This is a genomic window from Prevotella sp. LCP21S3_D2 (assembly GCF_052118345.1).
Classification (GTDB): Bacteria; Bacteroidota; Bacteroidia; order Bacteroidales; family Bacteroidaceae; genus Prevotella.
The window spans coordinates 24,793-37,839 of record NZ_JBQKHJ010000030.1 but is presented as its reverse complement, the minus strand read 5'-3'; the positions used below and the strand labels follow the sequence as shown (position 1 = coordinate 37,839).

Genomic DNA, 13,047 nt, shown 5'->3' with positions numbered 1-13,047 from the left:
TCATTGCAGTGCGACCCGAGAAGGTCGCAACTTTACCGTTGCCGACATCGACCGCTGGCATCGTGAGCGTGGCTTTTTCTGCATCGGTTATCATTTCGTGATTTATCGTGACGGCAGCATCCACGTGGGCAGATCAGTGGAGGAAGTTGGCGCCCACTGTAAGGGACACAACACCGTGAGCATCGGAGTATGCTACATCGGCGGGCTTTCCAAGGATGGCAAGCCGAAGGACACCCGAACCTCCGAGCAGAAGGCGGCGCTGAAAGCGCTCATAGAACAGCTGAAGGAGGAATATCCCGAGGCGACAGTTCATGGCCACAACGAGTTTGCCGCCAAGGATTGCCCTTGCTTTGATGTGAAGGAGGAGTTTGGGGAGTAAAACATAAAAAGCCCTGTAAGGAGCAAAAGCATCGGTATTTTAAAGCTTTTGCCCTTACAGGGCGTATTGCCTGAATGTAGGTTCAATTCTAGAGCGTATTGCAGCAAATTATTTTCCGATGCACCATACGTAACCAACTGACTATCAGTTGTTTAATATAGGTTTGAGCCGTATGAAAGCCGGGCTAAAATGTAAGGATTTTTATCTCTTTAATTATCTGATATTCAGTACTTTTTAGTCCTACTTTCCTACTTTTTTCAAGTATCTTTTTAAGCCCTTTTCTACGCCTTTCACTTTCCCACGCAAATAATGAATGTCGTTGATTCTCAATCGGTTAAGTACTGACGTGCTATTTGTGAGCCGCTTTCCTTCTGAATGAAAAGAATGTTGATTATCAGCTACTTACGATTTTCGTATTTTCACTTGGTTTCACTTGATTTCATTCATTTCGTATGTCATATATCTTTACAAACACCCATTTTTAGGGGTTAAAGATTTAACATATTTAACCTTTGTAAACACTCAAAATCTGCTTTTTCGTGCTAAAACGTGGTTTTTTATCATTTTTGAGAGGTCGGCTTTTATCTGAATAAATCTGCCATCGTCAGCTGGCATTGGATGTCATCAGAATAGCCGCCCGGCGCAAGTCCATAGGAGGTAATCATCGTGATGAGTACCGTTTTCTCGGTGCCTGTTTCCCTGATGAAGGTCTCCCTTCGGTTGCGGATGCGGTTGTCCTCTTCTTCTGTAATAACGTAAGGGGCGTTGGATTATTGCATCGTCTTGATAAGTGATAAAATCAATATATTCTGACATGTTTCTTTCTTTTATAGCTATAGAGAATTGCCCAAAAGGGCAACTATCCTAAAAAATGGGATAGTTCAAACAGGAGGAAGCTATAGTATTAAACATACCTCGTTGTTTAATAATTTCGATTTTAATATCGATATGGATCTCACTTCATCTCTTTGGGTCTGCATTTCCATAAAGCCATAGGGTGACTTGTTATTCGTTCAACGATTGAACTTTCATTAAATAGAATATCTGGTCTATATTCTCTCTGATTGAAGTGTTCAATAAACTTTCTTTCACCTTCTGTGAAAGATAGAAAAGAACCAAGAAAACTAAGTACTTGTTCTTTTACTGCGTTAAAGTCGAATTTTTCTTTTCTGCTTAATACTGGGAGTAGATGGGCACGAACTTGCGAGAAGGAAAGTTTTTCTATGTGCTTGATGTTTTTTATATCAAGTGTAACCTCCTCTGCTTTGCAACTGGAACCGACAGCCAAGTAGAAAACGAGAATTTTACGGAGAAGAGCTCTTTCTTCCATTGTTTCAAATAGATTCGCCTGTATCATACCATACACGTCATAAATGTCTCGTACAGCAGCTCTACTGATAAGTGCGTTGAGCTTGCTGGCAAAGAGTTCCATCGGTGCGAGGGCACAAACCCTTATGTCTCCAAGAAAGTCGATACTGATTGTACGTTCTTCCATTGGCAGTACGTGGCAACGGTCACTATAATTAATTTCTATCTTAATGTTGTCCGGATTTCCTCCTGCGTTTATATATCCAAATACCCACGAGTCCAGTGTATGTGGACTTTTAGAGCCAGGCTTTAGAACATATCCCTCGTTGGACATATAAGCAAGAATCTCGTTATTTATACTTTGTCTTGCTTTAATCATTTCTTCTCTACTGCAATTCTTGGCAAAATCTAAGTCGATGTCAACAGATAGTCGTGGCATCTGAAAAACGGTGAGATTGATAGCTGTTCCGCCTTTTAATACAAGTGAATCGTGTAGAAATTCATTCTGGTTGAAATATTGTAAAATTTCTGAAAGACGCATTACCTTTTCGAGATTGTCACGGACAAATCCCTTCTCTTTGGCTATTTTTTCTAAATATATCTTGTTATATGAGTTCATTTTCAATAGTTTTTTCAATTACACAATCTTCTGGTACATAAAGCTTCCATCGACATAAATAGGTGTCAGAATCGCCTGTGGAGGTTAGACGTTTGGTATGCAAGGCACCTTTCGAGCGGCACATTTCTATGAATTGGTCGCTTATGTGATGATGCTCTTTGCTATGCTCCAGGATGAATCCTACCTTTTGATAGAGGAATGCTTTATTGTACAATGCCAGATACTTTTCGAGTTTTGGCTCATCAAGCAGTGATATTCCTTCCATGCAATGAAGCAATTCCTCAATGCCTCCAGCACGTTCTATACGGTCACAGCAGTCTATGACTGTTCGTTCCAAATCAGTTACACGTACATAAGGATTTCCCTTGGGAGTTATAACGCCATTTTCCGCAGTTGGTTCAAAAGGGGTTGCACAGTACACAAAGTCTATTCCTTCAAAAGCAAAATCTTTGAAACGGCTTTTGCTGCCAACATAGGCATTGTAGAAAGGTTGGTGGGCAACTCCATGTAATTCAAGAGCTGTGTGCCAACCAACATATGAAGATTCTGAAATCTTGGAACTCAACTCGAACTTGTCACACATGGGAGCATCTGTCGATGGATCAATAGTGACGTACATGTTTCGCCTAATCGGTTTCAGAACCTTCTGAGATTGCCATCGGGATATGGCCGTAGATGTTCCTGCATGAGACAATTTCATCTCACGCATCACATCTTCAAAGTTGAAGATCCTAATCTTGTATAAAGGCGTAAAAGTTGCCATTTTTGCATCGAAGTATTTATATATGAATAACTTTGTGCAAAAATAGCAACTTTTCTTCAAATATCCAAATGTTTAGGCAAGAAAAATAAATAATTATAGTATTTTTAGAATTGATAGACGAATGATGCAACCTTGCCCCATTTCGTATAACTATTCTTGCATTTCAGCAAGGAAAAATAGATTCTTCCCAAATCCTTGACTATATGTTATAAACAAGTTTATTTCGGCATATATACATATATGGTTTTCTTAAACTTGTAAACTTCCTGGTTTGAGTGGTTAAAATCGGTAGAGGTTTACTATTTGAGCTTGAAAGAACATGTATATATACATGGGTAAACTTAAACCTTAAACTTGTATGCGCCCTAAGCTTTGCCTTGGCTGCTCTTTAGCCGGTTCAGTGCTTTGCCTTCTTCTCCTTGCTGAAATTCCGTAGTCCTTCTCTTCAGTTTCGCTTGTTGCCAAGAGATATTGGTTGAGCTTGCCTCTTGTCTCAGGCATCATGCTTCTCTGATTAGCTTTCCTCTACATGCTGATGCTTACCCTTGGCAGTCGTAGGCCTGATCGTTCTGTCCTTAGCTTAGCTTAGCCATATTCTTGTTTATGATGAAGTGTGAGTTTTCCTGCCAGTCTCTTGAACTTATAGACCATCTTGCGTAACCAGTTTGCTTGAACAAACATTGAGGAGGATGCTGCTTTCCTTTACCCAACCAACTGCAGATATTTTCTACTCATCCTTTTCATTCATATTTTTGGACGAAGCATCCACACTTACTTTTTCCGCTGCAAAGTTAGTGCAAGCCACATTTCTGCAAGTACCAGGTGCCTTATTCTCAGAATTTTTTCAAAAACTTTTCCGTCTGCTGCTCATTCAAAAAACTTTTCCTGCCCAAGGGTGAAATAATTCGATAATTCCTTGCTTCCTATGCTTCCCTTGCCAACTCTGATAGCACCGTAAAAAATAAATGTTTCACTTCTAAAAATATTGAATTATGAAAAAGATGGAAAATTCTTTCGCAGTAACTGGTTTCGTAGGTAAGGATGCAAGCATCCATCAGTTTACAACCGCAAGTGTAGCTCGCTTCTCACTGGCCATCAGCCGCAATGAGAAGAATGGCGATGAAAGCTCTCGCACTTCTGCCTTCATGAATGTAGAGGCTTGGCGCAAGAACGAGAACACCTCTTCATTCGACCGTCTGGTCAAGGGAGCACTCCTCACAGTAGAGGGCTACTTCAAGCCAGAGGAATGGCAGGATGCCGAGGGAGTCAAGCACAACCGGGTAATTCTCGTTGCCACCAAGTTCTACGAAGCTGTTGAGAAGGAGAACACTCCTGATTCTCAGCAGGGCAAGACCCAGAAGGATAAGTAAATCCTTCACTTCCTCTGATAAAGAGCGGCCTTCGGGTCGCTTTTTTTATGCTTATACTTCTTGTCATTTTAATCATTCTGCTTCATTTTAATACCCTATTAAAACGATGCAAAATATCAATAATAAACTGATATTCAATAGCTTTACGAGTTTTATTCCTATACTTTTCCTTGCTGAAAGGATTGTCCTGTTATAGGAGGATTTCATTCATCGACTTCTGGGAATCGGTAATAATTCTGTTGCGAAGGTAACGGTTCTGTCTTATCTTTACAAGGTCAGGGCGCTGCTTTGCTGAAAAATCTCCACACCATTCGGGTAGTATTTTGCAGACAAAACCTTGTATGGATAGCCATAACACCTTCTGAATGCAACATAATTTTTAACCATCCCCGAAGTAGTTGATCTACGAAAGGGAGATAAAATCAGATGGCATTATGACAACAATGAAATCAATTCTCAGCCGACTTACCCAGGCAGTGAGCGGCACAGACAAGGAGCTCTTCAATGAGCAGGAGTTGAACCAGTTTGCTTCATTCTATCTTGACAAGTGGGATGAAAACACAAGCGAGGACGTGGTGGCAGAGTCTTTCGTGGACTATTGGTGGAACACCGACAGGGCTTGCAGACGATGCTCTGAATGTGGCAAGCTGATGCGTGAGGGTTATTGCGCAGACATGGGAGTAGCCTATTATTGCAGCAAAGACTGTCTGCATAGCGACTTCACAGATGAGGAATGGGCAGAGGAATGTGAATCCAACGACCAGAGTTATTTTACAGAATGGTAATCAAATAAATATACAAAACAATGGCAAATCAGGCAACAACGACCTATAAGGTCACAGGAACCCCAAAAGCAGTAAGCAACCTTTGGAACACCCTTCAGCGCATGGAGGTGAACAGCAGGAACATCTGGCTGGATGACCTCGCCAAGCACTATGGAATCGACTATCAGAAGAAGCACATCAGCGTGCGTGGTCACATCTACTGGGCAGAGTATGAGGAGGATGAAGACACCAGTCTTCTTTCTTTCGAGACCGAAACTGCCTGGGATGCTTGCAATGACCTCTTCTTTGAGATAAACCGACTCCTGGATGATGAACTGAGCATTTCCTACAGATGCTGCGAGTGCGGATGTGAGGTCTATTACACCCACGATGAAGGCAATTACTTTCCCGAAGAATGCTGCGTCAGTGCATCCGGCGAACCATTTGAGGATTGTTGCGATGATGTTTACGGCACTATCGGAGAAGCCATCAGGGAATGGACATCCAAGACCGGCATTGAACAGGGGGAGCGAACCGTTGAGCAGATGATGGACTTCATCAATGAATATGAGTATGAGGATGACGACACCTATTTCTACATCCGAGCCTTCACCTTTGAATAAATGACCCCTCAAATCCTGACGTTTCCCCTGACACTTTGGGTTGTTAGGGGAAGCGTGAAGGAACTCTCGCCAGATACCCGTACCTTTGTACACGTTAATACATGTAGCCACGTACACGTGGAGCCATGTACACATGAATACGTTGATACATATATACAAAAGATTTTATATTATGTCATTGAAAATCATTACATTCGCCAATCATAAAGGTGGCGTTTCGAAGACCACCTCTACAGCCTCCATCGGGGCTTGTATGGCGCGTATGGGCAAGAAAGTCCTGCTCATAGACCTTGACGGTCAGGCAAATCTTACCCTGTATTTCATCCCGAATGAAGATGAGGTGCAGGCAAGTATCTTTGACTCTCTGGTTGATGGCGCACCCCTGCCAGTGAAGCACATCAGGGAGAACCTCGACCTCGTTCCTTCCTCTCTCGAAATGGCAAGCGCAGAGATTGCCCTCACCAATCTCCTGGCAAGAGAACAGCTGCTGAGCCGACTTCTCGAACCTGTGAAGCAGAACTATGACTACATTCTCATAGACTGTCCTCCATCTTTGGGAATCGTCACCACAAACGCTTTCCTCGCAGCTGATGAAATCATCGTTCCGATGACTCCAGAGCTTCTTCCTCTGAAAGGTATGAGAATGCTCGATTCCTTTGTCTCTACATTGCAGCGAGTGAAGCCGAACCTCAGACTTGGAGGCGTTTTCATAGCCAGATTCAACCATCGCAAATTGAACAAGGTGGTTGAGCAAGCCGTGAAGTCCCGTTACGAGACTATCACCATGCAGACTCGCATCCGAGAGAACATCGCCCTGGCAGAATCGGCAGGCAGCGGTCAGAGCATCTTCGAGTACGACCCTCAGTCGAACGGAGCGAAGGACTATCAGGCATTGACAGAAGAAATTATTTCACGTAATCAGTAAAGACTATGGCAAAGAAGAATATGGACATTCTGCTTGGCAACATTCTCGGAAAGGCTGCCATTCATCCGCAGGACAGATTTGACAGGTCTCCTGGGAATCCTCAGGAGCAACAGATTTCTGCTCCCAACTCTCAGACAGAGAGCGATTCGCCCAATGATGAACCCTGGCGACATTTCTCCTTTATCTGCTCAAAGGAACTCGTTGACAAGGTTCAGACCATCGCCCGAAAGGAAGGTTTCACCATCCGCTCCTTTATGGAATACGTCATGAAACAAGGCGTTGAAGCTTATGAGTCAAAGTATGGTAAGGTCAAGAAAATCAGGACTAAAACCATCCGGGAAGTCATGTAGAATGTGTGGACGTGTAGCCATGTACACATGAATACATAGATACACGTGTACGTTGATACATATATACGTTGATACATGTCCACATGTGGATATGAATACAATGAAATTAAATAACATCAAAAACGAAAAGTCATGAAAATGAAAAAGTATCTTTCAATCGCCATCCTTCTGATGATGATGGCTTCACCAGTAGTATTCACCTCTTGTGGCAATGATGACCCGATGGAGGAGGTCGAAAATCCGGAAACAAAACTGGATGTTTGGACAGAGCCTTACCATATCATGGGTGCAAATGTGGATGAAATCAAGAGCTATATGGCTCAATCCATGAAGCGTTACCGCCAGGTAGCTGAGACTTCCGGCGACAACATCCAGTTGACCTTTATGACTGGGCAGGGTAGTGAAGGCGTTCTTTACAGTTTCTCCCGTCTTGACGGTTCGCTTTATTCTGTCATTGATACGGAGCGAAGTGTGAACCGTGGGCTTGTCATTGACTATCTGAAGAAACACTACACGCTTGTTTCAGCCGATGAAGCCAGCCTGCAGTACTATTTCACCAACCAGGACAAATCCGTGGTGATTACAACCATGAAGGTTTCAGACTCCTATTTCAATGTTAACTATTCATTGGTTTATTGATAGAGAAAAATAAGATTGCCACCATCAGAACTTCGTGCTCTGGTGGTGGTAGTTTTAGATGTCTGTGCGTGCTTGAAGGAGCATCCTGTTCTTTGTTGTGCTAAATAATAATAAAAATAACGTCTGATGGATATAAAAACAAGTTTTATTTCTTATATTTGCAATCAAATTACAAATATAGAGGTTAAAATGGTTTTAGAGATACGTTTAAGCAATATGTTCTCGTTTCGAGACGAGGTGACTTTGGACTTGCAGGCTGCCAAGATTCAGACAAAGAAGGCAAGGGAGCTTGAAGGTAATCTGTTTTCCGTGGATGGAGAACAGATGTTGAAGAGCGTTGCCTTATTTGGAGCCAACGCTTCGGGTAAAAGCAATGTGATTAAAGCCATCAGAGCTTGTGTGAACATGATTCGTTCATCACATAATTATAATGTGGACACCAGATTTGCCATCTCACCTTTCAAGTTTGAGGATTATGCCAACAAGCCAAGCTCTTTCTACATCCGTTTCCTGCTGAATGGAGTAGAGTATGAGTATTCCTTCTCCTTTATGCATGATGAAATCATCACCGAGACTTTGTACTATTATCCGAATGGTCGCAAGTCGCTGGTATTCAGCCGTGATGAACGTAGAGGAACAGAGAAGAAAGACATCTATGAGTTTAAGACTGTCATCAAGCGTCCTTTCGATGTAGCTGACAATACATCGAAGAAGACACTCTATATTTCTCGTGCCAGCCAGATGGACAGGGAAATAGCCCAAAAGATTTTCCTGTTCTTCTGTAATGACATCGTGCTTGATTATCTGGTGGCTAACATTGATTCTCTGGATAATTTGTTCAAGGACCGAAAGGAGCAGATGCTGGAGGTGTTGAGAACGGCAGATAGCGACATCATTGACTTCAAGATTCAGAACAATGCCATCACGACGTTTCATCGTACCAATCCTTCCGTTGCGTTTGATTTCGAGACGGAAGAGTCGGAGGGAACCAAGACTTTGTTCCGGATGATGGTGAGGATGATAGGTATTATTCATGAAGGAAAGATGCTCCTTGTCGATGAGATAGATAACAGTCTCCATACCCAGCTGGTGGAATTTGTGATAGGTATGTTCAATCATAGCGACCATGCCCAGCTCATCTACACCACTCATAACACCCATTTGCTGAACACCGATTTCCAGCGAAGGGATCAGGTGTATTTCGTGAATAAGCGAGAGGATGGAAGCAGTGATCTATATTCTCTGTTTGATTTCAAGGATTTCCGGGACACGCTGGATATGGAGAAGGCTTATCTGCAGGGACGCTTTGATGCTATTCCTTATATTTCGACTCTAATACTTTAGGAATATGGCAAGAGTACAAAGAACTTCTAAAGGGAAGACAATGAAGCCCAACTATTTCGTCTTTTGCGAGGGTGAAACAGAGGTCGCTTATGTTGAAATGCTGAGAGCGCATTATCGTCTTCCTATTCATATCATACCTAAGCGTACATTGCTTAATGTTACACCTGCTCTGATAAGTAGGTGCAAGGCTAATTATGTGGAGACAAAGCATGATATGACATTCTTGATGTATGATTTGGATGTGCCTTCTGTTCTTAGCAGATTACAGAAGATACCTGGAGCTATACTGCTTTGCTCCAATCCTTGTGTTGAATTATGGTTGTTGTTGCATTATACAGACCAACGTGCTGAAATCGGAAGTGCCGATTGCGTATCTAAGTTGTCTGGATATATTAAGCAATATAAGAAAGGCAAGTTATCCATTGAGGATAAATTAAGTTTGATGGACAATGTTACGATTGCCAGTAAAAGGGCAAAAAAATTGTCCCCATATAAGAATCCTTCAACTACAATTTATGAGTTGATAGAAGAACTTGATAAGTTGAAGGGTAAAAATTAAAGGTTAGAGTCGGCTTTGTTTATATATAAAGCCGACTTTAATCTATTTAGATATTCGTCTATTTTTCTTCCGTACATTCCGCACACAGTGTATTCGCAATTGGAATTAGTTATGGATTTCCCCCATTCCATATATTATTTCATTGTATTCATGTGGACGTGAATACATGTATATATGTATAGGTGTGTACATGAATACACATTCAAAAGCCGTAAAATGCCGAAAAAGAGACTCTTTAAAGCCTTTTTTCTGGAAGAAATGCCCCAAAATCAACTTTTTTGAAACTTTTTTCTTGCTACGAAAAAAGACTTCACTCTCCCTTTCTACCTTTGCATCGTCAAAACAAGGAAGTATGGGTGAGCGGCTTAAACCAGCACACTGCTAACGTGCCGAACCGAAAGGTTCCGAAGGTTCGAATCCTTCTGCTTCCGCACTTTGGCTCGTTAGCTCAGTTGGATCAGAGCACGACGCTACGAACGTCGGTGTCGGGAGTTCGAGTCTCTCACGAGTCACAACATTGGAGGTTTGGCAGAGTTGGTCTATTGCACCGGTCTTGAAAACCGGCAGGCGGCAACGTCTCAAAGGTTCGAATCCTTTAGCCTCCGCAAACTTGCCCTATCGCATAATGGTAGTGCAGCAGATTCTGGATCTGCAAGTGGTGGTTCGATTCCATCTGGGGCAGCATCAGTAAGGAGCTTTGGCAGACTTGGTGTATGCGCGGGACTGAAAATCCCGAGAACGTGGTTCGACTCCACGAGGCTCCACTTTAAAATTCGGGAGTGCTCCAGTGGCAACGAGGGCGGACTGGAGTTCCTTGAGCTTGCGAAAAAATCCGCTGTCTGATGACTTCGTAGGTTCGAGTCCGACCTCCCGAACTCAACTTGCCCTATGGTATAATGGTAGCACAACGGGTTTTGGTCCTGTTAGCGAAGGTTCGATTCCTTCTGGGGCGACAAGTTAAAAAACAACTCCATGGTGTAATTGGTAGCATACCAGATTTCAGATCTGGAGGTGGTGGTTCGAATCCATCTGGAGTTTATATGGAGTTTGTAGCTCAGTTGGTAGAGTGCCAGGTTGTGGCTCTGGTGGTCATGGGTTCGATCCCCATCAAACTCCCAAAAGCTTCAATAGCACAGTGGTAGTGCAGCTCACTTGTAATGAGCAGGTCGTAGGTTCGAATCCTACTTGAAGCTCCACATAAGAAAGGCTTCTCTTCAGGCAGTTTTGCTTGAAAAGAAGCTTTTTAGCTTTCTTGTAAGACGATGTCTCGCTGATGTTCGTTCATAATTTTCCTACTTTTTCCTTACACAAAGTTCAGAATAGATTTGAGTCTGTCCTGTACCTTGTTGAGCACCTGGATGGTGTCTTCGTTGTTCTTATCCTTCTTGTTTTCAAGAAGGATGATAGCCTTCTTTATCAGCTTGCAGTCCTCTATGGATAAAGGCATTTCAGTGATAGAGTAGTCTGGATCAGCGTATCTGTAGTATATTCTATCATAAACCTCGATAGGAGCATTGTAGCCCAGTTTGTCAGATCTCATAATCTGTATATCCATCTGAACAGTTCTGGCGCATACTCCTTTGGTGATTCCCTCCATGTCGTAGAGAGCATCGCTACATGCCTCCACGAGATCATCGAGAGTCCATCTTCTGTATCTGTTTCTCAAACAGTTGTCTATAGTTTTGTACCTTATTAAGGCATTCTTATTTGCTGGCATAGTTCTTTCATTTTAAGCGTAAAAAAATGGTTGGATTTCATCCAGCTTTTTCTCGCCATGTCAGAGCTGAAGCCAAGCATTTGGCTAAAAAGAAAAAGTTGGATTCTCCCGGTAAGGAAACTCCAACTCTTTCGTATTATCTTTATTCTCTGTGGGGCACGCTGCTACGATACCCGATAGAAATAACTATGCGAATAATGATGTGGGAATCCTATACCGGCTGTATCTGATGTACTTGATGTATGTACATAACTATTCCGCTCAAAGCGTCGATAGCTCTGAACGAATGATTGTGATGTTATGTGCATATTTAAATTCATTTCCGTATAGGATTTTTATTGTATTTTACTTCTAAATTCTTTTAACGGGTGCAAAGATACAAAAATAGTGCGAAATCTTTTTGCGTAGCAGCAAAAAAATGGTATAAACATGCGGATTTTAACCAAAATGAGCTGTTCTTATAGTGATAATCGACTGATTTTCTCTTAATAATGCTTCGCCCCACACCATGAAGGATGCTACTGGAGTTCCACCTGATAGACCTTGCATTTATGTCAGCAGAGCATGACGTAAGTGCAAAGCCCATCAGTCGGAAGGTGCCCACGAAACGACATCCGGTAGCTTACAAACTGAGTAGGTGGGACGCAAGCGATTCCCACTTAATCAGTTTGACACTACTGCATGTCCATTCGTCGAGAAGGGCACTGGCTCACAGCATCCTCCTTCATTTTCCCTCCCTTCCACCTTATTAGAATATAATGCATTTCGTTTTTATAGGCATTCTGTCATTTCTCCTTCTAAAATGTATTCATGTGGATGTGAATACATATATACATGGATAGGTGTGTACGTGTACACATGAATACACCTTAAATCCTCATACCATGATGAGTAGCAGACCTTTATAGATTTACATTTTTATAAACGAGATGATAATGCTTCGCCCCACACCATGAAGGATGCTACTGGAGTTCCACCTGATAGACCTTGCATTTATGTCAGCAGAGCATGACGTAAGTGCAAGGTCCCTCAGTCGGAAGGTGCCCACGAAACGACATCCGGTAGCTTACAAACTGAGTAGGTGGGACGCAAGCGATTCCCACTTAATCAGTTTGCCACTACTGCATGTCCATTCGTCGAGAAGGGCACTGGCTCACAGCATCAACCTTCATTTTCCCTCCCTTCCACCTTATTATAATATCCAGGTCTTCCTCTTTTAAATGTATTCATGTGGACGTGGATACATATATACATGGATAGGTGTGTACGTGTACACATGAATACACCTTGAAACTCATACCATGATGAGTAGCAGACCTTTATAGATTTGCATTTTTATAAACAAGATGATAATGCTTCGCCCCACACCATGAAGGACGCTACTGGAGTTCCACCTGATAGACTTTGCATTTATGTCAGCAGAGCGTGACGTAAGTGCAAAGCCCCTCAGTCGGAAGGTGCCCACGAAACGACATACGGTAGCTTACAAACTGAGTAGGTGGGACGCAAGCGATTCCCACTTAATCAGTTTGACACTACTGCATGTCCATTCGTCGAGGAGGGCACTGGCTCACAGCATCAACCTTCATTTTCCCTCCCTTCCACCTTATTATAATATCCTGGTCTTCCTCTTTTATTGGCATTCTGTCTTTACTTTATTATATAGCATCCTGTTATAATAGAAAGT

Annotated in this window: 11 protein-coding genes, 9 tRNA genes and 1 pseudogene; 18 read left to right on the top strand and 3 right to left on the bottom strand. The window is 42.5% G+C overall.

Annotation, left to right across the window (positions count from 1 at the left end):
• On the top strand, positions 1–379 hold a 379-nt coding region (locus ACTQ16_RS14350), incomplete at its 5' end, for an N-acetylmuramoyl-L-alanine amidase (protein ID WP_441938007.1).
• A 955-nt stretch (positions 380–1,334) separates the two neighbouring features.
• On the opposite strand, the gene ACTQ16_RS14345 is transcribed toward ACTQ16_RS14350, so the two are convergent.
• Together ACTQ16_RS14345 and ACTQ16_RS14340 are read right to left on the bottom strand one after the other, a co-directional pair.
• Complete coding sequence (locus tag ACTQ16_RS14345) at positions 1,335–2,306, bottom strand: nucleotidyl transferase AbiEii/AbiGii toxin family protein (RefSeq protein WP_118255363.1); 972 nt, start codon at positions 2,304–2,306, stop codon at positions 1,335–1,337.
• On the bottom strand, positions 2,293–3,069 hold the full coding sequence (locus ACTQ16_RS14340) for a type IV toxin-antitoxin system AbiEi family antitoxin domain-containing protein (RefSeq protein WP_006846534.1): 777 nt from the start codon (positions 3,067–3,069) through the stop codon (positions 2,293–2,295). The genes ACTQ16_RS14345 and ACTQ16_RS14340 overlap by 14 nt, the downstream gene beginning before the upstream one ends.
• A 992-nt stretch (positions 3,070–4,061) precedes the next feature.
• On the opposite strand from ACTQ16_RS14340, the gene ACTQ16_RS14335 reads away from it, so the two are divergent.
• From ACTQ16_RS14335 to ACTQ16_RS14255, 17 genes are all read left to right on the top strand, one after another.
• Positions 4,062–4,439 (top strand): single-stranded DNA-binding protein, encoded by a 378-nt coding sequence (locus ACTQ16_RS14335; RefSeq protein ID WP_441938004.1) that lies wholly within the window; start codon positions 4,062–4,064, stop codon positions 4,437–4,439.
• A 434-nt stretch (positions 4,440–4,873) separates the two neighbouring features.
• Positions 4,874–5,224 carry a hypothetical protein gene (locus ACTQ16_RS14330; RefSeq protein ID WP_217765138.1) on the top strand — a complete coding sequence of 117 codons (351 nt, stop codon included), beginning with the start codon at positions 4,874–4,876 and terminating at the stop codon, positions 5,222–5,224.
• Between the two features lie 20 nt (positions 5,225–5,244).
• Positions 5,245–5,826 carry a hypothetical protein gene (locus ACTQ16_RS14325; RefSeq protein WP_441938002.1) on the top strand — a complete coding sequence of 194 codons (582 nt, stop codon included), beginning with the start codon at positions 5,245–5,247 and terminating at the stop codon, positions 5,824–5,826.
• Between the two features lie 172 nt (positions 5,827–5,998).
• Positions 5,999–6,751 (top strand): ParA family protein, encoded by a 753-nt coding sequence (locus tag ACTQ16_RS14320; RefSeq protein ID WP_181976530.1) that lies wholly within the window; start codon positions 5,999–6,001, stop codon positions 6,749–6,751.
• Positions 6,752–6,756: 5 nt separating this feature from the next.
• Positions 6,757–7,101 carry a hypothetical protein gene (locus ACTQ16_RS14315; RefSeq protein ID WP_094881899.1) on the top strand — a complete coding sequence of 115 codons (345 nt, stop codon included), beginning with the start codon at positions 6,757–6,759 and terminating at the stop codon, positions 7,099–7,101.
• Between the two features lie 138 nt (positions 7,102–7,239).
• A complete protein-coding gene (locus tag ACTQ16_RS14310) occupies positions 7,240–7,740 on the top strand; it encodes a hypothetical protein (protein WP_441938000.1) in 501 nt (166 codons plus the stop codon).
• Between the two features lie 216 nt (positions 7,741–7,956).
• Entirely contained in the window at positions 7,957–9,084 is a 1,128-nt protein-coding gene (locus ACTQ16_RS14305; RefSeq protein WP_441937998.1) for an AAA family ATPase, read from the top strand.
• Positions 9,085–9,088: 4 nt separating this feature from the next.
• Complete coding sequence (locus ACTQ16_RS14300; protein WP_118312294.1) at positions 9,089–9,643, top strand: RloB family protein; 555 nt, start codon at positions 9,089–9,091, stop codon at positions 9,641–9,643.
• Between the two features lie 346 nt (positions 9,644–9,989).
• Positions 9,990–10,074 (top strand) — tRNA-Ser (locus ACTQ16_RS14295).
• A gap of 6 nt (positions 10,075–10,080) precedes the next feature.
• A tRNA-Arg gene (locus ACTQ16_RS14290) sits at positions 10,081–10,155 on the top strand.
• A 7-nt stretch (positions 10,156–10,162) separates the two neighbouring features.
• A tRNA-Ser gene (locus ACTQ16_RS14285) sits at positions 10,163–10,248 on the top strand.
• 6 nt (positions 10,249–10,254) lie between these two features.
• Positions 10,255–10,325, top strand: a tRNA-Gln gene (locus ACTQ16_RS14280).
• Between the two features lie 9 nt (positions 10,326–10,334).
• A tRNA-Phe gene (locus ACTQ16_RS14275) sits at positions 10,335–10,407 on the top strand.
• Between the two features lie 9 nt (positions 10,408–10,416).
• Positions 10,417–10,518, top strand: a tRNA-OTHER gene (locus tag ACTQ16_RS14270).
• Positions 10,519–10,525: 7 nt separating this feature from the next.
• A tRNA-Gln gene (locus ACTQ16_RS14265) sits at positions 10,526–10,596 on the top strand.
• Positions 10,597–10,686: 90 nt separating this feature from the next.
• A tRNA-His gene (locus tag ACTQ16_RS14260) sits at positions 10,687–10,759 on the top strand.
• A 5-nt stretch (positions 10,760–10,764) separates the two neighbouring features.
• Positions 10,765–10,839 (top strand) — tRNA-Thr (locus ACTQ16_RS14255).
• Positions 10,840–11,080: 241 nt separating this feature from the next.
• Here the strand turns inward: ACTQ16_RS14255 and ACTQ16_RS14250 are convergent.
• Positions 11,081–11,360 (bottom strand): annotated as a pseudogene (locus ACTQ16_RS14250) (hypothetical protein); the annotation flags it as partial.
• Positions 11,361–13,047 lie beyond the last annotated feature (1,687 nt).